This is a genomic window from Bacterioplanoides sp., from assembly GCF_965226395.1.
Taxonomy (GTDB): Bacteria; Pseudomonadota; Gammaproteobacteria; order Pseudomonadales; family Oceanobacteraceae; genus Bacterioplanoides.
In genome coordinates this window covers 2392488-2410614 of sequence record NZ_OZ245358.1, presented here as the reverse complement: position 1 = coordinate 2410614, position 18127 = coordinate 2392488, and the positions used below count along the sequence as shown (strand labels likewise).

Genomic DNA, 18127 nt, shown 5'->3' with positions numbered 1-18127 from the left:
CGAATTCGCCCATTTCTTCATAAGCTATATCAGGTACTGCCTGAGAGAGGAATGGGCTGTGGATAAACCCAATTTAATTAACCGCATTCGCCGTTTTTATAATTTACCGGACGATCATCCGGATTTCCTGTGGACTGAGACAAGCCTCTACCGTAAGCGTCTGGAGCAGGTGAAAAGTGGCTGGATTATCGCCGGGCTACTGATGCTCAGTATTGGCACCACCCCAGCCGTGGTACTGATTTCAGCGTTTGCCGGGTTTATGTCATTGGCGTTTCTGGAGCGGGATGAATCGTGATATTTATCAACAAAAAGCCCGGTTACTTTTCAAAGCAGCAACAGGATGTTGCGTAAGCGTCGTGATCACAGGGACGTGGCTTCGACGCGGCGGCTGAAAAGTAACCGGGCTTTTTATATCTCAAATTTAAGCCTCAGAAATTAGAGACTTAATACCTTCTCACCACGGGAAATACCGGAAACACCAGTACGAACCGTTTCTAACACTGAGCCAGTACCCAGTGTTTCGATAAAGGCTTCCAGCTTGTCACTGGTGCCTGTCAGCTGAATGGTATAAACATTCGCGGTGACATCCACAATCTGACCACGGAAGATATCCGCGGTGCGCTTAATCTCAGCGCGCTGAGCACCCACCGCCTTAACCTTAACCAGCATCAGTTCACGTTCGATATGAGCGCCTTCAGACAGATCCACCAGCTTCACCACTTCAATCAGCTTATTCAGCTGCTTGGTGATTTGCTCAATCTTGCTGTCATCACCCACCGTGGTCATGGTCAGACGAGACAGGGTTTCGTCTTCCGTTGGAGCCACTGTTAAGGTTTCGATGTTGTAACCACGCTGGGCAAATAAACCAACAACACGCGCCAGAGCGCCGGGTTCGTTTTCCAGCAGGATAGAAATAATATGTCTCATATCAGGTACGCTCCGTCTTGGTCAGCCACATATCACGCATGGAACCAGTTGGTACCTGCATTGGGTAAACGTGTTCCGTTTCATCAACAGCAACGTCAAGGAACACAAGACGGTTTTTGTATTTACCAAATGTATCTTCCAGCGCCTGTGGCAGTTCATCACGGGTTTTCACCTGAATGCCCACATGACCATAAGACTCAGCCAGCTTCACAAAGTCAGGCAGAGACTCCATATAAGAATGGGAGTGACGACCTTCGTAGTTCATATCCTGCCACTGACGTACCATGCCCAGAGAGCCGTTGTTCAGACACAGAATTTTCACCGGAATGCCGTACTGTAAACAGGTCGACAGTTCCTGAATGTTCATCTGAATAGAACCTTCACCCGTCACACAAACAACCATTTCATCCTGGAAGTTCAGCTTGATGCCCATCGCCGCCGGGAAACCAAAACCCATGGTTCCCAGACCACCGGAGTTAATCCAGCGATTTGGCTTATCAAACTTGTAATACTGAGCGGCAAACATCTGGTGCTGACCCACATCAGAAGTCACATAGGCATCACCTTTGGTGGCTTCCCACATGGCTTCGATCACTTCCTGAGGCTTCATCAGGCCGTTATCGTTTTTCTCATAACGCATACCATGACGCTGACGCCATTCGTTCACTTGTGTCCACCAGGATTCCAGTGCCGCCTCATCCGGCGTTTCTTCACTTTCATCCAGCAGTGCCAGCATCTCGTCCAGTACGCTGCCTACCGGGCCAACAATCGGCACGTGTGCGTTGATGGTTTTGGAGATGGAAGACGGATCAATGTCGATATGAACAATGGTCGCTTCCGGGCAGAACTTGTTGGTTGCATTGGTTACACGGTCGTCAAAACGTGCGCCAACTGCCAGGATCACATCCGCATGGTGCATCGCCATATTAGCTTCGTACGTACCATGCATACCCAGCATACCGAGGAAACGCTCGCCAGTACCCGGATACGCACCCAGGCCCATCAGAGTATTGGTGCACGGGAAGTTCAGGCGATCAACCAGAGTACGCAATTTATCGGAGCTGCCATCAATGATCACACCACCACCGGCATAAATAACCGGACGCTTGGCCTTAACCAGCAGCTCAACGGCTTTTTTAATCTGACCCGCATGACCACGTTGTGGCGGCGTGTAAGAACGCAGCTTGATCTTCTTCGGATACGCATACTCATACCGTTCGTTCGGCATGGTCATGTCTTTCGGAATATCGATCAGAACCGGGCCAGGACGACCCGTGCTGGCAATATGAAACGCTTTGGCAACAATCTCAGGAATGTCTTCCGGACGACGTACCGCAAAGCTGTGTTTAACTACCGGGCGGGAAATGCCCAGCATGTCTGTTTCCTGGAAGGCGTCGTCGCCCACCAGATGACTCATCACCTGACCAGAAATGATGACCATAGGAATCGAATCGGTAAAAGCAGTTGCAATACCGGTAATGGTGTTGGTTGCGCCAGGACCAGAGGTCACCATTACAACACCTGGTTTGCCGGTCGCACGGGCATAACCATCAGCCATATGAGCAGCGGCTTGCTCGTGTCGGACCAGTACGTGTTTAACGGCGCTTTGTTTGTAGACTGCATCGTACACGTGTAGCAGAGAGCCACCCGGGTAACCATAAATGTATTCAACGCCTGACTCATGCAGCGCGCGAACTAACATATCTCCGCCGGAAAGTAATTCCACCGTACTTATCCTCATTCACAAGCTCTAAAAAGAGCGTGGGTAAAAATTTTAACTGTGCGATATTGAGCCTTACACAACTGAGGCTCGCTCAGGCTGGATGCGCAACTTTTAATTGTTCATCAGTAACTCGTTGCCTGGTCGAAGACGTCGAGGCTGAACTGGGCGGAGGATAGCCGCTCCAGAAGCTGTCATTGTGTGTCCGGGGTGCTGGTAACAGCAACGTCAGCAAAAGCGCGCTAATTCTAGCATTACCGCCAGCATTGTCCACCGCAAAAACCGCAGAAAACCTTGACAAATCATAAGGTTTAAATAACGTTTGAAGGGCTTTTTCTAATCGGTTTTAACAACTGTTTTTCCCTGAGGTTACTATGCGAATTCTTTCTGTCGTTCTGTTGCTTGTCGGCATACTGACACCGTTGTTAAGTCAGGCGGGGAAAGTCTATAAATGGACCGATGAAAACGGCCAGGTGCATTTCAGTTCACAACCGCCACGCGGGCTGAATCAGGATCAGTACAATTTGCGGGTTGATAAGGTAACACCTCCGCCAAAAAAGACGCCTGCCATCTCTGCTGACGTTACCCGCAAAGAGCAACAAACACTGGAAGCTGAAAAGCAAGAGATTAAGAGTACTGTCAGCAAAGAAAAAGCGGCCGAATATTGTGCTCAGGCCCGGGATATCAAAGCCAAGATAGCCGCTAACTTTAACCGCCGCTTTAAGCAGGATGATGGCTCTTACCGACCGCTAACCGATGCAGAACGCGCCAGTTGGAATCAACGTGCTGACAAATCCATTGCCGACTACTGTAAATAATTTGGCTACTTGTTTATCCAGATCAGGCTGGCCATACGGCCGGTCTGACCTTCACGCCGATACGAATAAAAAGTTTCGGCGTCGGTGACCGTGCAATACTCGCCACCGTAAATTTCATTCACACCCGCTGACATCAGAGTTTCACGCGCCAGCTGATAAATATTCGCCATCAGCCGATCACCACGCCCCGGCTGAAAACAGTCATCTGAAGCCCAGGCAAACGCTTGCCGCACATCAGGGCCAACTTCAAATTGCTGCGGGCCAATCGCCGGACCCAGATATACCGTCACATCCGCTGTAAACTGCGCCAGCGTATTCTGCACAATACCGGCCGCCAGTCCTCGCCAACCAGCATGTACCGCAGCCACCTGAGATCCATCCTTAGCCGCTATCAGAACCGGCAAACAATCCGCCGTCATCACACTGCAAACAAGACCGGGCTCACGGGTAAAGCAGGCATCAGCCTCCGGTGTTTGCTGTGGTGCTTGTTGTTGTGGTGTTTGTAGAGCATTGTCGTCTGCTTTGATCACCCGATCACTGTGAGTCTGATTAAGCCACTGGATCGTCTGTGCTCCTGCCAGTTGCTGCAATAACTGCTGGCGGTTTTGTTCAACAGAGGCCTGATTATCTCCGACATGGAGCGCCAGATTATTACTGCTGTAAGGCATTTCAGAGCAACCGCCGTTACGTGTGGTAATCCACGCAGAGACACCAGGTGGAAGCGGCCAGTCCGGTGTAAAACCGGCAGCAGCCTCAGAAGTCGACATTCTGCTCTTCTTCATCAAAAGCCAGCGCGTCCAGCAGTTGTTCAAAGTCTTCCGGTAACTCCACTTCCCACTCGCAGTATTCTTCGCTGGCCGGATGAATTAATCCTAATTGGCGCGCGTGCAGTGCCTGACGCGTAAACTGCTGCAGGGTATGGCGCAGCTCAGGCGTGATGCCTTTGGTTAACCGGGTACGCCCGGCATAAGCCGCATCACCCACCAACGGGTGTGCGATGTGTGCCATATGCACCCGGATCTGGTGAGTACGACCGGTTTCCAGCTTACAGCGAATGTAGGTATGGGTCGGGAATTTATGCAACACCCGATAATGCGTAATGGCATCTTTACCCAGCGGATTCACTGCCATCTTGGTGCGTTGTGTGCCATGACGACCAATCGGTTGATCAACCGTGCCACCACCGGTCATCACTCCCTGTACCACCGCTTCATACTCACGTCCCATGCTGCGATCCTGTAACTGGGCAACCAGATGCGCCTGAGCTTGCAGGGTTTTTGCCACCACCATCAAGCCTGTGGTGTCTTTATCGAGGCGATGCACAATTCCGGCCCGTGGGATATTGGCCAGCTCTGGGTCGTGGTGCAACAAGGCATTTAACAGGGTGCCGGTGTGATTGCCAGCGGCCGGGTGAACCACCAGCCCCGCCGGTTTATTAATCACCAGAATATGATCGTCTTCGTAAATGATATCCAGCGGGATATCTTCCGGCTGCCAGTCACCTTCGGCTTCCAGTTCAGTCACCAGAGCCAGTGTTTCACCACCAATCAGTTTGTCACGGCCGCGCCAGACATCACCATCCACCGTCAGCTGACCGCCTTTGATCCATTGCTGCAAACGGGAACGGGAAAAATCCGGGAATAACTGGGCAGCCACCTGATCCAGGCGTTTATTACCCAGTTCGTGGGGGACTTCGGCGGTTTGATTAATCTGATTGGACATAAGACTCGGAAGGTAATGATTGGGGGTGCGTGACGACTGTGCTTTAATACGGGGTTTAGTCGTTCAGTATATCGGTAATCAGGAACAGTCTCCATGAAGTTACCCGCCATTTCGCCGTTTGGAATGTTTTCAGTCGGCCGCCGGTCATTTGTTGTTGGTCTTTTTGTTTTATTAGCCGCCTGCTCCAGCCAACCTGAGAAAACTCAGGAGCAAACTGAGCGTGAGTATTATCAACAGGCTTCCGAAGCACTGGAGAATAATAACTATTTGGTTGCGGTAGAACGTTTGCGTGAACTGGAGTCGCGTTATCCTTTTGGTCAATACGCCGAGCAAGCACAACTGGAGCTGATTTACGCTCAGTATCAAACCGGTGATATGGAAGGTGTACTAGCCTCCAGTGAGCGCTTTATCCGTTTGCACCCGCTCCATTCTCAGGTGGATTATGCGTATTACATGCGCGGTTTAGCCACCTATGATCTCGGTTTCGCGTTTGTTGAACGTTACTTCTCCGACAGTCAGTCACGACGTGATCAGCAACCATTACAGGATTCGTTTAATTACTTTTCTGAATTATTAACCCGCTTCCCGGACAGCCCTTATAACGCTGATGCCCGCGCCCGTATGGTGTTCCTGAATGATCGCATGGCATCTTATGAGCTTGGGGTTGCGCAATATTATATGAAGCGTCACGCCTACGTTGCCGCGGCCAATCGTGCCCAACGTATTGTGATGAACTTCCAGCGAACGTCGTCCGTCGCCGATGCTTTGGCACTGCAAGTGGAAGCGTATCAGCTGCTGGAACTGCCATTGGAATCTAATAAAGCGCTGGCGTTACTGGAGCTGAACTTCCCGCAACATCCTCAATTGCAGGATGGAGAATTTGTCAGCAGTGGCCTGACCGAAGTGGATCGTCGTTCGTTGCTGAATGTGGTGAGTTTTGGTTTGTTTGACTAAGCTTTTTGCATCTCAAACCAGAAGTAAGATGTAACATGCTCAAACCCAAGCACACCCCGATTATTTTTGCCTTATTAATGTCGGGAACCATGGCTGGTATCGTTTCAGCCGTGGTGGTGATCATTAATACAGGCCTGGATGCAGGAACACCGCAACGCTGGCTTTCCAGCTATGTGATTGCCTGGCCAGTGGCCTTTGTGTCTTTGTATTCACTAAAGGATAAGGTTACTAAAGTCGCTGAGAAGCTGACTAATCCTCCCGGCTGAAAACATTCAGCCAGGAATTGATCTCTGAATATTAAACCCCCGCCTTCCAGCCATTGGTCACCGGATAACGACGGTCACGACCAAAACCACGCTGAGTGATACGAACACCAATCGGTGCCTGACGGCGTTTGTACTCGTTCACATCCACCAGCCGTAATACACGCAAAACATCTTCACGGGCAAAACCGTCTGCCATAATGCGATCGGCGCTCATATCCTGCTCGATATAACGTTCAAGAATGGCATCCAACACCTCATAAGGTGGCAGGCTGTCTTCATCTTTCTGATCGGGAGCCAATTCAGCGGAAGGTGGCCGGTCAATCACACGCTGCGGAATCACATAGCCCAGCGTGTTGCGGTATTCAGCTAACTGGAACACCGTGGTTTTGTACACATCTTTTAAGGCACTGTAGCCACCCACCATATCGCCATACAGGGTGGCATAGCCCACCGCCATCTCACTTTTATTACCGGTGGTCAGCACCATATAACCCGTTTTATTCGACACTGCCATCAGCAGTACTCCGCGGCAACGAGCCTGCAGGTTTTCTTCGGTGGTATCCCGCGGCAGTCCTTCAAACTGCGGTGCCAGCGCTTCAATAAAGGTGTTGTACATCGGCTCAATCGAAACCGACTCATAGGCAACACCCATGCGTTCGGCCTGCTCGGCGGCATCTTCTTTACTCATGCCCGAGGTATAAGCAAACGGCATCATAATGGCTTTAACGCGGTCTTTGCCGATGGCATCAGCGGCAATCGCCAATGTTAATGCCGAATCGATACCACCAGATAACCCCAGCACGATGCCTTTAAAGCCGTTTTTATTCACATAGTCACGCACCCCCAGCACCAACGCCTGGTACAAAGAAGCGAGCCCGGCATTATCACTTGCAGATACCGCTTGAGCAGACAGTTGCTGAGCATCCCATAACACTTCGGTCGCTGCTGACTCATAAGCCGGCAACTGAGTGATTAACTCACCGCTGGCCGACATCGCAAATGAACGGCCATCAAACACCAGCTCATCCTGACCGCCCACCTGATTCACATACAGCAGCGGTACATTAAGCTGCTGCACATGCTGGCGAATCAGCTCAATACGTTGTTGTTGTTTATCCACATGGAAGGGTGATGCATTCAGGTTCAGAATCATTTCCGCACCGGCCTCGACACTTTGCTCTGCCGGGCCAGGATGCCAGACATCTTCACACACCGTCAGGCCGAGCTTGTGCCCTTTGAGTTCGATTACACACGGTTGATCACCGGCGGAGAAATAACGCTTCTCGTCGAATACCTGATAATTCGGCAAGCACTGCTTGGCATAACGGCCCAAACATTGGCCTGCGTGATAAATGGCAGCGCAATTAAACAACTGCGTTTGCTGTTGCCATGGAAAACCCAGTGCAATGGCAATCTGATGAGATGACTCAGCAATTTTTGTTAACGCCGCTTCGACCCGCAGTTGCAAGCTTGGGCGTAGTAATAAATCTTCCGGCGGGTATCCGGTTAACGAAAGCTCACTGAAAACAATCAGGTCACTGCCCTGTTTGGCGGCCTCGTGGGCGGCCGCTATCATTTGCTCAGTATTGCCCAATATATCCCCAACCACATAGTTGAGCTGGCTCAGGGTGATACGCATGGGCGCTTTGGTAACAGGTGTGGTCATAGACGTTGCTCTTACAGAGTGTTTCGCTAGAGAAAATCGTTCAGGGCGCGTATTGTCTGGAAATTCCCCGTGCGACGCAAACCAAAGAAGGACGCTATGCGACTGATTTCCAGTGAATTTCTGGTCAAAGGACAACGCTTACTGCGGCTTTACAGCCATTATTCATTATTTCTGGCGTTATTCCTGACCGTTGTTGATGGCCTGGATCATGCTGATGCCATTATTGGTGGCCATGCTCCCACCACATTACTGATCACTGTTTCGGTGTATGTCATTGTTGCCGCTGCCTTTGTTGCCTTCGCTAATCGCAACCCTAACCCCCAGATTGCTATTGGTTATATCTTCCTCGAAGTTGTGCTGTTATCAGCCATGATGTACGCCAGTGGCGGCAGTGACTCGGGTTTTGCCAGCCTGATTCTGATTCCGGTGGTGATTGCTAATTTGCTGGCACCGGGTGTACTCGGCTTTGGTGTCGCGGCCTGGAGCAGTTTGGCATTATTTTATACCCAGCAGTTTTTGCTGGCCGACCTGGAGACTCAGAGTATTGTCAGCAGTGGTCTGCAGGGGATTTTATTCTTTACTCTGGCAGCCTTAACTCAGGCTTTATCGCAACGACTGCAAAGCACACTGACACTGGCCGATAAACAGGCAACCCATATTCGCCGCCTGCAGCATTTCAGCAAAAAAGCACTGTTAGGATTACCAAACGGTGTGATTGCCTGTGATCGACATCATAAAGTACTGCTGCTTAATCAGCAGGCCGCACAATGGTTTCAATTGCACGAAGAAGAAGATTTGCCTGCAGTATTAAAAAATGCACCGTCGAACTCCGTCATTCAGCAGCAACAAAGCAGTCTGATACTCAACCGGGTTGCGATTGACGGTGCCGAATCCGGCGACTATTTAATCTATCTGGAAGATAACAGCCGTATCGCCGCCGAAGCACAACAAATCAAGCTGGCTTCGCTCGGGCGCTTGACCGCCAGCATTGCTCATGAAATCCGCAACCCACTCAGTGCTTTACGCCAAGCGGCGCAATTACTCGCTGAAACCGACTACCTGCAAGCACCAGAACAAAAACTGACTCAGATTGTTGAGCAGCACTGCATGCGCATTAATCGCACCATTGAGGATATTTTACAGTTATCCCGCCGTACTCAGGCCTGTCGTGAAGATTTACCGCTCCGCCCTTGGTTGCAGCATTTTATTGAGCACTTCCACGGCCTACATCAGGACAAACATTTCAGCATCAAGCTGGCATGCGATGATGATTGGCTGATCACCTTCGACCCGGATCATCTACAGCAGATTTTGCATAACCTGTGCGCCAACGGGCTACGCCACGCACTGCAGCATAACCCCCAGCATGCTCGCCTGATGCTGGTTGCTAACGTCAGCAGCAACCAGGTCACGCTCGCCATTGTTGATAACGGCGCGGGCGTAGCAGAAGCACAACAGAAGCATCTTTTTGAACCGTTTCACACCACAGAACATGATGGAACCGGCTTGGGGTTATATCTTTGTCGCGAGTTGTGTGAAGCCAATCAGGCCACAATCCAGTATATTCGAAAACAAAAGCACACTTGTTTTCAGATACAGGCGCAACGCCCGACTGAACAGACAACAATATAATCAGTAATCATTTGAAGTAGTGACTTGAGAAACGGTATGAGCCAATACACCGCCCTCATCATTGATGATGAACCGGATATCCGCGATTTAATTGCCCTGACCCTGCAACGCATGGATATGGAATGCTATCAAGCAGGCAGCGTCAGCGAAGCATTGGCTTTGTTGCAACAGCGGCCATATCACTTTTGCATTACCGATATGAAGTTGCCGGATGGCAACGGGCTGGAAATCATCGAATTGTGTAATGCCAAATATCCGGACATGCCCATCGCTATGATTACCGCCTTTGGCAGCATGGACTTAGCAGTTAATGCTTTAAAAGCCGGAGCCTTTGACTTAGTTGCCAAGCCGATTGACATTGTGCGTCTGCGGGAGTTGGTACAGGCCGCACTGCGACTGACCAAAGTGCCGGCTAATCTCGATTCCGTACCTTCAAGCCAGGGGTTGCTGGGCAACTCGGCAGTGATGGCACAACTGAAAGATAAAATCCGCAAAGTCGCCCGCACCCAGGCACCGGTATTTATTCATGGCCAGTCCGGTACTGGTAAAGAGCTGGTCGCCCGTCTGATTCACCACCAGAGTGTGCGCGCTAATCAGCCGTTTATTGCAGTTAACTGTGGTGCCATCCCAAAAGACCTGATGGAAAGTGAATTTTTTGGCCATATTAAGGGGGCTTTCACAGGTGCCAGCGCAGATAAAGCTGGCTTCTTTAAAGCTGCTCAGGGAGGTACGTTATTTCTTGATGAAGTTGCCGAGCTGCCACTGGATATGCAGGCCAAACTGCTGCGGGTGATTCAGGAAAAAGCTGTGCGTGCCGTGGGTAGCGAGCACGAAGATGCCGTTGATGTACGCATTGTGTCTGCCAGCCACAAAGACCTTCAGGCGCTGGTCGACCAGGAAGCTTTCCGCCAGGATCTGTACTTCCGCTTAAATGTGATTCAGGTATGTGTGCCACGCCTGGCGGAACGGCCGGAAGATATCCCGCTGTTAACACGTCATTTTATCCGCAAGTACGCTCAGGAGTGGGGCATGCCAGAAGTGGATTTATCGCCGCGTGCGGCGGATGCGCTGCAACAATATAGCTTCCCCGGGAATGTCCGCGAACTGGAGAATATACTGCAACGCGCCTTTACCATGGCCGAAGGCGAGCTAATCAGCATTGATGACCTGAGCCTGTCAGAACAAAGTCCATCCATGACTCAATCGCACCACAACAGTGGTGAATTAACGATTGAAACCAACAACCTCGAAGCCTACCTGGAAAATATCGAGCGCCTGGCAATCACTCAGGCATTGGAGGCGACCCGCTGGAATAAAACTGCGGCGGCCGAAAAACTCGGAATCAGCTTTCGGGCACTGCGCTATCGCTGTAAGAAGCTGGCCATCGACTGAATTTCACACCATCCGCTGAGTGACCGCCTGGTAAAGGCAAGGATATATTGAACAGAAAATAGCCAAGGATGGTTTATGAAAGGTTCAATAAAAGCACTCACGCTGGTTGAGTTGTTGGTGACGCTCTCAGTTGTCGGGATCTTAATGACATCGGCCACTTCGTTTGGCAGCTATATTGAAAACACCAAGGCCCGTAGCGATATCAAACAACTGCGCCGGGTTTTGTCCTATGCGAGAAACATAGCAACTCTGGAAAAACAGAACATTGTTCTGTGCCCGCTGGATACAAACGGGTCGTGCCAACGAGCATGGAATCAGGAGCTTACGCTGTTCAGTGACACTAATAGGGACCAGAAACTCGATCCGCTCGAAGAGGTTCATACCCGAATCAAACCACTCCCGGCGACAATTGCCAGCCGGAACTTCCAGCGCTCGGCACTGATCTACTTTCCAACCGGATTCAGCACAACCGGAACGCTTTCATACTGTGCCAGCACCACACCACCTATTTCATATGCCTTTATTCTCTCCCGGGTTGGCCGTATTCGCCCAGGGGAAGACAACAACAATAATCACATCGCTGAAAACGCCTCAAATCAAGACATTCCCTGCCCTAAATAGCGCAAGCACCGTATTTCTGCCAGATAAAACCATTTATCCGGCAGTACTGGTACTTTGGAATCAGTGGCTTATGGTACAACTGAGGTAATCAGATATCTGAGGTCAGTGACTCAATGACATATTATTCTAAACTTCCCATTACTTCCCGGAAACAATCAGGGTCAGCCTTGATTGTCAGCCTGGTGATTCTGACGGCCATTACCATCGGTGCCGTTGTTGTTATGGAACGCTCATCCGGACAACTGCGTATGATCAGTAACATGCAGACGCAGCAGCAAACCTTTAAAACCACACACAGTCCGCTGATCAGCATTCGCCGCAATATCGAAGACCGCAGTCTGGTTGTAAGGGCTCTAGATCCGCTAGCAGTTCAATACAGAGCAGCTAGTCAAACTGGCGCCACTGACAGTGACCTTGCCAAAATCACCATGGATCCAACCTCAGGTGCTGATGGAACACGGCTTCTTAATCCACCATCATTAAATAAAGGCATTACTGTCGATAGTAATACATTACATATTGAGCAACTACCAGGTAGTACTGGCCAACCCGAGACTGGTAGCTCTGTCCATGTTAGCAACTCTAACCTGATTTTCATTAATACCACCACAGCCTCAACCTCCCGCTTAAGTTCAACACAAGCCATGGCGTATCGTCGCTTTACTACTTCAACTTCACAGGATAATTAATATGACTTCTAAATTATTGATTATACTAGTCTCAGCTTTTTTCAGCATAAACACATACGCTGAGCGCATTATGGGGCATAGTATTCCGGGACAAGATTTACTCTCTCTTGGGCAACAGAAAACTCAGTTCCGTTTATGCCCTGAGTGTGAAGCTAAATGGCATATCAATGCTAAAAATATTAAGTTGCGTGAATACGCTGATCAAATTACCAGGAAACAAGCCTTAACTCTATTATTAAATCGGAGTCATTCGACAACCTATTTAGGGCTAGGCGAAGAAACCGGAAAGGTCTATTACATTAATTTCGGCAATATTGAAGGCCCTTTTGATATTCAACCACCAAAAGCATCTGGAGGCAATAATGATGAATAAGTTAATAAAATTGGCAGCGCTTCTGATCGCTTTTAATACTTATGCGGACGATACCGATATATACACCGCACTTGATAGCGGCGTTGAAGCAACCAAACGTGCCGTGTTTTTAATGGATACATCGGGGTCTATGGCAATCAATGCTGACTGCAGTGTTTCACCGTGTAAAACAAGAATGGATGTCGTTCAAGAGGTTGCACGCGATGTTATCTCAGACCCACAATTCGATGATCTTGAAATTGCGTTAATGCGGTTTGACTCAATTTCAAATAATGGCGGTTATTTATTAACTGAATTTTTATCCCTAGATAACGATACAACACAACAAAGACTAATTAATGAGATTAACGCTTTACCTACATCAGGCGGTACTCCACTGAAAGAATCTATTTCAGAAGCTGTGCGTTTTCTGCGTGGCGACACCAGCTTATACAGTAAATTCCCAGATCCTTCAGTAGGGTGTAGCTCCTTCGCAAATGTTTTTAGTGACAGTCAAAGAATTTGGCTTCCTGGCTGTTTTACCCTTAGATCCGGCGCAACATGTACTCGCTTAGAACTTGCGTTCATTTCAGGCATAGGTTGGAGAAACGATGTTTGCACTGATTGGATTCCGATGCCTACTAATGAAAGAAGCACACCATCTACTTTTGCAGCCCCTGGTGTATACAAAACAGCATTTAAACAAACCTGCGATGCACCACATATTATTGCTTTTACCGATGGAGAATCCAGTGCAGATACAAATGAAGATGCAACGATTCTGGCAAATTACAACAACCTTGTGAATGCTGGCGTCACCCCCACATTGGCGATCAATAACCAAAACGACCCCCAACATCACCAAAAGCTCGCTTTCTGGATCAATAATACCGATCACAGCTCATCTCTTAATAATGAGCAAAACATAATTTTGAATACTATTGGTGGGTTCAACAGCAATTTGAATACTCTGCTCGAAAATATGGCAAAACAAGGGGGTGGCAGTTTCGGCTCCGGAGATGATTTTAATAGTTTAAAAACCGCATTAGGAGATGCTATTAATAACGTGTTAGAAAATGGTAGCACTTTCGTTTCACCACAGGTTGCAGTAAGCACGGATAATACTCTGGAAGTAGGTAATGATGTATATGTCTCTGTTTTTAAACCAACAAAAGGGGCTGCATGGTCGGGTAATGTAAAACGTTATGCCCGTGATAGTAGTGGCTTTATTATTGATAAAGCTAGAAAGCGGATTTTTGACAGCAATACGGGGTTCTTTAGTGATAAATCACATAGCTTTTGGAGTGAAGAGGTTGATGGCAATGATATTGAAGCCGGAGGAATAGCCAGTCGAATTAAAGACCGGACTCTTTATACGACTAGTACAGATAATAGCTCAATTGTTTTATTTGATAGCGCTAACGTTAAACAAAGAGAGTTTAAAAGCAGCAGTTCCTTGAGCAGTTTGAGTAATTACCTGAAAAACAAAGATTCTGAAGGTAATGAATTGAAAGCTATCGCTGACCCATTACATAGCAGGCCTCTGGTTGTTAATTATGCATCCGGTGAGCGGACGTTATTTATTACAACAAATGCCGGTTTTTTGCACGCATTCAACCCATCACTTGAAAACCCAGGCGAACGGTACGCATTTATTCCAAGAGACTTATTACCCAGTGCTGCGGCTTATCATGACGAAGGACCATCTAAAATTTATGGCCTCGACCTGACACCTTACTTATGGCACAAAGACACTAACGGCAACCTTAAAGTCGATAGTAATGAAAAAGCTTATCTCTACTTAGGAATGCGCCGTGGTGGTAGAGATTATTATGTTGTCGATATTTCTGATCCAAATAAACCCGTTATGGTTGATCATATTCAAGGGGGAGCTGGTGAGTTTGCAAACTTAGGCCAGACTTGGGCTTTACCATTACGAGCCAGAATTAAGTGGCGAGATGCGAATGGCAGCAGCAAAGATGTATTAGTTATCTCGGGCGGTTATGACACAGCGCCTGATACATCACGTACAACTCTGGAAGGCTCTCACTCTATAGGTAAAGATGTATATATTATCGATCCAGAAACCAACTCTGTTCTGTGGCAAGCATCTGATGTACTGAAGCTCGACCATGCTATTCCTAATCGACCGACTCTGATCGATGATAATCGCGATGGTTTCCACGATACAATGTATTTGACCGATCTTGCAGGGAAAATTTTACGCTTCGACTTTAACCCAGAAGCAACATCAAAGAGCAACTTTGCCAAAGGAGGCATTATTGCTGATTTGGCGGTAAGTTCTGGCATTACTCGTTTTTTCTCCCGCCCTGATATCGCCTATGTAAATTATGGCATCACACTATCGGACTCAACAGAGTTATATGAACCACGATACCAACTAGCTATTGGCTCCGGAAACCGTGCCATTCCTAATGGTAAAAACATCCAGAATCACTTTTTTGTCTTGTATGACTTTCTTGCCAAATCGAACCTTGGTGTTACCTGGGATAATATTAATTACACTAATACCTGTATCCCATCAGACAAAACACAATTGGAGAAAAATGAAGCTGATGGCAGCTATAAAATTCATACAGTATGCCGCAGTGACTTAGCAAAGAGCACGGTATCTGCAAATGCAGATGGTTTTACCAACTTCCAGATTAATCGCCAAGGTTTTTATTTTGAATTACCTGATGCCGGAGAAAAGGTTTTAGCGCGAGGCATAACTCTTAATAATAACATTACATTTTCATCATTCCAGCCTCGCTCTTCTAATGCTTCAACGTGTAGTCCATCAGGTGGCCAAACCCGTCGCTTTACCTTACTACTTGATGGAAACTTTACATTAACTTCACAAGATCAAAGCATTAACTCTATTGAAGATGAGCTTGAGATAGTAATCAGAGAGCCTCAAGAACCAACTTCACCAGATGGAGCTCAGATTCCTGGCGCCGTTGAAGTATCACAAGAAGGTGGCTTGAATGGTGGAGAATCCCTCGGTGGTGATTCAATAAGACCTTATGGTGTATTGCGATGGGAAGTTCAATGAGACAACAGGCGTTTACTTTAATTGAGTTAATGGTGGTACTTGCAGTAGCGGCAATATTAGTCGCTACTGCGGTTCCCTCTTTTTCAACTTATTTAACCAATAAACAAGCAGCTAGCCTGAAAAGTCGCCTGACTATGGATATTCGTAGCGCTCGAATAAAAGCAGATACACTGGATGAAACAATCACAATACTTCCAGTTAATGGTGACTGGGATAATGGCTGGCAAATCAGAGATTCCAACAATGTTATTATCAAAGAAACATTACTCGATGACTTGAAAGATGTATTTACATCAACCCACCCCCAGATTCAATTTGATCGTTATGGACGCTCAAGTAATGCCGTTACAATTGATATAAAAGTTCCCAAATGTAGTGGCAACAACGTTTATAAAATTATGACCACAACACTCGGACAGGTCAGCACAGGTGATTCGACATGCAGTTAAATCAGAAAGGTATTACTTTAATTGAGATTTTAGTCACACTGGCCATCAGTATCATTGGTATTGTTGGATTAAGCACCTTGCAAGTGCAAACACACAGAGCAGTTAATGACTCAGGAAATCGCTCCCAGGCTATCTGGTTACTGGAAGATTTAACCAATCGCATTCATTTAAATGCAGCAGCAGCAGCTAATTATGATGGAAATCAGGCTAATGTCTGCAATTCGGCTCCCACACGGGTTTGCTCCCCCTATCATAATGGAAACAGTGTAGTTAACGCAGTAAGTTGTAATGGCTCAGAGATGGCGACTTGGGATTTGTATGAATCATTGTGTGATATGAATTCAATCGTAGCCGGGAGTGATGTCACCAAGTCATCCCCTGCTACCGCTATTGCCAATCCAGAGTTAACTGTTGTAGTGGACTCCGCAAATAATAATGAAACCACACTCACACTGAAGTGGGATTCGCGTACAGAAGCCGAAAATGCCGACGGCACCAAAGTCTACATCACGGATGAAAACCTGACGGGTTCAAGCAACAACAGCACGATCACTTATAAAGCATCTCTAACGACGGTTTTTATACCATGAATATTAAACATCAGAACGGGCTATCACTTATTGAATTGATGATTGCACTTTCTTTAGGTGTCGTTATCTCCTTATTTTTGATTAATATCATGGCAAGTAGTAACCGCGCAGCTATCAACAGTGAAGGCAGCTCAGAGGCTACCGAGAATGGCCGTTTTATTGCTGGCTGGCTAACGGAGCGATTTCGCATTGGTGGCTACAGCAGTGAAGGAACTAATCTTGAAATACCTTACGCTGACACATGTGCGGCTGCTAATATTCTACCTCCGGCACCAAATGCTAACTGTTCTTTTGATGACGATAATTCAACCACTACTGGTGGTGATAAGGTGGTTACACTTAGAACAATCGACACATCAGCTTCTGACGCTACCTATTCAAGCGCCTGTGATGGCACAGATTTATCTGGCTTACCAGATGGTACAGTTGTCGCAGATATTTTTTGGGTAGAGCAAAACATTAACTCAATTAATGATGATGACTTTGATGATGTACTATATTGCTCAACCTATAACCATACAACTGGCATTCAGCTTAGTGCTGCTCAGGTCATCGCTAATGGGATCGAAGGGATGCAGGCTCTTTATCTCGAAGACAATCGTCCAAATGGTAATGAAACAGCCCCAACAATTGCTGGGTTAGAATACCGTAACGCCAGTAATGTCGTAAATTGGGAGCGTGTATCAGGGCTAAAATTTTCCATTCTAACTCGATCTTTTAATGACTCGACACAAAATGTCTTGCAACGGAGTTATATATTACTGGACGCAGCGCCTTATACTTACTCAGACAGAGTGGTTAGAAACATACAACAAACAGCAGTTTTCCCCACCAATATTGATAAATAGAGCTCTAGTATGAAAATAAAATATGGATTCAGTTTAGTTGAACTCATGGTTACATTAGCTATTATTGCAATATTAGCGAGCATAGCCGTTCCAGGTTATCAAAATTACTCTTTACGAGGCGACCGGACAGATGCAATTGACCCAATGCAAGCTATTTTAAATGCTCAGGAATTGTATTATGCCGACAACGATAGCTATACGTCTGATTTATCGGACTTAGGGTTAACCGTTAGTGGTGGCGCTTATACCACGCCCAAAGGCCGTTATAAAATCACTGCCGCACAATGTGGAGGCGACCCTCTGACGGTATGCGTAGAGCTGACTTCCACAGCTCAGGGGCCACAGGCTAAGGATGGCGACCTTATTTTTAATACTCGCAACAAGCGAGTTTTACGTCTTTCAGATGGTACAGAAAAAGAATTATAA

Annotated in this window: 19 protein-coding genes; 14 read left to right on the top strand and 5 right to left on the bottom strand. The window is 47.6% G+C overall.

Features of this window, described 5'->3' with window-relative positions; genetic code table 11:
- Positions 1 to 58: 58 nt before the first annotated feature.
- Complete coding sequence (locus ACO05E_RS11190; RefSeq protein WP_419813017.1) at positions 59 to 295, top strand: hypothetical protein; 237 nt, start codon at positions 59 to 61, stop codon at positions 293 to 295.
- Positions 296 to 435: 140 nt separating this feature from the next.
- Here ACO05E_RS11190 and ilvN read toward each other — a convergent pair whose 3' ends face one another.
- Entirely contained in the window at positions 436 to 927 is a 492-nt protein-coding gene (ilvN, locus tag ACO05E_RS11185) for an acetolactate synthase small subunit (protein ID WP_419813016.1), read from the bottom strand.
- Between the two features lies 1 nt (position 928).
- Positions 929 to 2653, bottom strand: coding sequence for an acetolactate synthase 3 large subunit (locus ACO05E_RS11180; RefSeq protein WP_419813015.1), 1725 nt, complete (start codon positions 2651 to 2653; stop codon positions 929 to 931).
- A 368-nt stretch (positions 2654 to 3021) separates the two neighbouring features.
- Here ACO05E_RS11180 and ACO05E_RS11175 point away from each other — a divergent pair, with 368 nt between their 5' ends.
- A complete protein-coding gene (locus tag ACO05E_RS11175) occupies positions 3022 to 3465 on the top strand; it encodes a DUF4124 domain-containing protein (protein WP_419813014.1) in 444 nt (147 codons plus the stop codon).
- Positions 3466 to 3470: 5 nt separating this feature from the next.
- Here the strand turns inward: ACO05E_RS11175 and pgeF are convergent, their stop codons facing one another.
- On the bottom strand, positions 3471 to 4232 hold the full coding sequence (gene pgeF / locus ACO05E_RS11170; protein WP_419813013.1) for a peptidoglycan editing factor PgeF: 762 nt from the start codon (positions 4230 to 4232) through the stop codon (positions 3471 to 3473).
- Positions 4219 to 5187, bottom strand: a complete 969-nt coding sequence (gene rluD, locus ACO05E_RS11165; protein ID WP_419813012.1) for a 23S rRNA pseudouridine(1911/1915/1917) synthase RluD — start codon at positions 5185 to 5187, stop codon at positions 4219 to 4221. Before rluD ends, pgeF begins: the two co-directional genes overlap by 14 nt.
- A 93-nt stretch (positions 5188 to 5280) precedes the next feature.
- On the opposite strand from rluD, the gene ACO05E_RS11160 reads away from it, so the two are divergent.
- The gene (locus tag ACO05E_RS11160; RefSeq protein ID WP_419813011.1) at positions 5281 to 6141 is read left to right on the top strand and encodes an outer membrane protein assembly factor BamD; all 861 of its coding nucleotides are present in this window, start codon (positions 5281 to 5283) and stop codon (positions 6139 to 6141) included.
- A 35-nt stretch (positions 6142 to 6176) separates the two neighbouring features.
- Positions 6177 to 6407: a DUF2798 domain-containing protein gene (locus tag ACO05E_RS11155; RefSeq protein WP_419813010.1), complete on the top strand. Its 231-nt coding sequence runs from the start codon at positions 6177 to 6179 to the stop codon at positions 6405 to 6407.
- 31 nt (positions 6408 to 6438) lie between these two features.
- On the opposite strand, the gene ACO05E_RS11150 is transcribed toward ACO05E_RS11155, so the two are convergent.
- The gene (locus ACO05E_RS11150) at positions 6439 to 8073 is read right to left on the bottom strand and encodes an NAD+ synthase (protein WP_419813009.1); all 1635 of its coding nucleotides are present in this window, start codon (positions 8071 to 8073) and stop codon (positions 6439 to 6441) included.
- Positions 8074 to 8169: 96 nt separating this feature from the next.
- Between ACO05E_RS11150 and ACO05E_RS11145 the strand changes: the two genes are divergently transcribed.
- The 10 genes from ACO05E_RS11145 to ACO05E_RS11100 all read left to right on the top strand — a co-directional run bounded on the left by ACO05E_RS11145 (position 8170) and on the right by ACO05E_RS11100 (position 18127).
- Entirely contained in the window at positions 8170 to 9705 is a 1536-nt protein-coding gene (locus ACO05E_RS11145; RefSeq protein WP_419813008.1) for a sensor histidine kinase, read from the top strand.
- Positions 9706 to 9741: 36 nt separating this feature from the next.
- Positions 9742 to 11097 carry a sigma-54-dependent transcriptional regulator gene (locus ACO05E_RS11140; protein WP_419813007.1) on the top strand — a complete coding sequence of 452 codons (1356 nt, stop codon included), beginning with the start codon at positions 9742 to 9744 and terminating at the stop codon, positions 11095 to 11097.
- Positions 11098 to 11172: 75 nt separating this feature from the next.
- The gene (locus tag ACO05E_RS11135) at positions 11173 to 11718 is read left to right on the top strand and encodes a GspH/FimT family pseudopilin (RefSeq protein WP_419813006.1); all 546 of its coding nucleotides are present in this window, start codon (positions 11173 to 11175) and stop codon (positions 11716 to 11718) included.
- Positions 11719 to 11885: 167 nt separating this feature from the next.
- On the top strand, positions 11886 to 12407 hold the full coding sequence (locus tag ACO05E_RS11130; RefSeq protein ID WP_419813005.1) for a hypothetical protein: 522 nt from the start codon (positions 11886 to 11888) through the stop codon (positions 12405 to 12407).
- 1 nt (position 12408) lies between these two features.
- Positions 12409 to 12780 carry a hypothetical protein gene (locus ACO05E_RS11125; protein WP_419813004.1) on the top strand — a complete coding sequence of 124 codons (372 nt, stop codon included), beginning with the start codon at positions 12409 to 12411 and terminating at the stop codon, positions 12778 to 12780.
- Positions 12770 to 15814: a hypothetical protein gene (locus ACO05E_RS11120; RefSeq protein WP_419813003.1), complete on the top strand. Its 3045-nt coding sequence runs from the start codon at positions 12770 to 12772 to the stop codon at positions 15812 to 15814. Before ACO05E_RS11125 ends, ACO05E_RS11120 begins: the two co-directional genes overlap by 11 nt.
- Positions 15811 to 16263 (top strand): pilus assembly FimT family protein, encoded by a 453-nt coding sequence (locus ACO05E_RS11115; RefSeq protein WP_419813002.1) that lies wholly within the window; start codon positions 15811 to 15813, stop codon positions 16261 to 16263. Before ACO05E_RS11120 ends, ACO05E_RS11115 begins: the two co-directional genes overlap by 4 nt.
- Positions 16254 to 16853: a type IV pilus modification PilV family protein gene (locus ACO05E_RS11110; protein ID WP_419813001.1), complete on the top strand. Its 600-nt coding sequence runs from the start codon at positions 16254 to 16256 to the stop codon at positions 16851 to 16853. Before ACO05E_RS11115 ends, ACO05E_RS11110 begins: the two co-directional genes overlap by 10 nt.
- Positions 16850 to 17701 carry a PilW family protein gene (locus tag ACO05E_RS11105; RefSeq protein WP_419813000.1) on the top strand — a complete coding sequence of 284 codons (852 nt, stop codon included), beginning with the start codon at positions 16850 to 16852 and terminating at the stop codon, positions 17699 to 17701. The genes ACO05E_RS11110 and ACO05E_RS11105 overlap by 4 nt, the downstream gene beginning before the upstream one ends.
- A gap of 9 nt (positions 17702 to 17710) precedes the next feature.
- Positions 17711 to 18127, top strand: a complete 417-nt coding sequence (locus tag ACO05E_RS11100; protein ID WP_419812999.1) for a type IV pilin protein — start codon at positions 17711 to 17713, stop codon at positions 18125 to 18127.

Bases quoted from the DNA above. Each gene is read 5' to 3' on its own strand.
- ACO05E_RS11120 (WP_419813003.1), top strand. From the start codon at position 12,770: ATGATGAATAAGTTAATAAAATTGGCAGCGCTTCTGATCGCTTTTAAT.
- ACO05E_RS11145 (WP_419813008.1), top strand. From the start codon at position 8,170: ATGCGACTGATTTCCAGTGAATTTCTGGTCAAAGGACAACGCTTACTG.
- ACO05E_RS11105 (WP_419813000.1), top strand. From the start codon at position 16,850: ATGAATATTAAACATCAGAACGGGCTATCACTTATTGAATTGATGATT.
- ACO05E_RS11100 (WP_419812999.1), top strand. From the start codon at position 17,711: ATGAAAATAAAATATGGATTCAGTTTAGTTGAACTCATGGTTACATTA.
- ACO05E_RS11160 (WP_419813011.1), top strand. From the start codon at position 5,281: ATGAAGTTACCCGCCATTTCGCCGTTTGGAATGTTTTCAGTCGGCCGC.
- ACO05E_RS11110 (WP_419813001.1), top strand. From the start codon at position 16,254: ATGCAGTTAAATCAGAAAGGTATTACTTTAATTGAGATTTTAGTCACA.
- ACO05E_RS11140 (WP_419813007.1), top strand. From the start codon at position 9,742: ATGAGCCAATACACCGCCCTCATCATTGATGATGAACCGGATATCCGC.
- ACO05E_RS11135 (WP_419813006.1), top strand. From the start codon at position 11,173: ATGAAAGGTTCAATAAAAGCACTCACGCTGGTTGAGTTGTTGGTGACG.
- pgeF (WP_419813013.1), bottom strand. From the start codon at position 4,232: ATGTCGACTTCTGAGGCTGCTGCCGGTTTTACACCGGACTGGCCGCTT.
- ACO05E_RS11115 (WP_419813002.1), top strand. From the start codon at position 15,811: ATGAGACAACAGGCGTTTACTTTAATTGAGTTAATGGTGGTACTTGCA.
- ACO05E_RS11175 (WP_419813014.1), top strand. From the start codon at position 3,022: ATGCGAATTCTTTCTGTCGTTCTGTTGCTTGTCGGCATACTGACACCG.
- ACO05E_RS11155 (WP_419813010.1), top strand. From the start codon at position 6,177: ATGCTCAAACCCAAGCACACCCCGATTATTTTTGCCTTATTAATGTCG.
- rluD (WP_419813012.1), bottom strand. From the start codon at position 5,187: ATGTCCAATCAGATTAATCAAACCGCCGAAGTCCCCCACGAACTGGGT.
- ACO05E_RS11150 (WP_419813009.1), bottom strand. From the start codon at position 8,073: ATGACCACACCTGTTACCAAAGCGCCCATGCGTATCACCCTGAGCCAG.
- ilvN (WP_419813016.1), bottom strand. From the start codon at position 927: ATGAGACATATTATTTCTATCCTGCTGGAAAACGAACCCGGCGCTCTG.
- ACO05E_RS11125 (WP_419813004.1), top strand. From the start codon at position 12,409: ATGACTTCTAAATTATTGATTATACTAGTCTCAGCTTTTTTCAGCATA.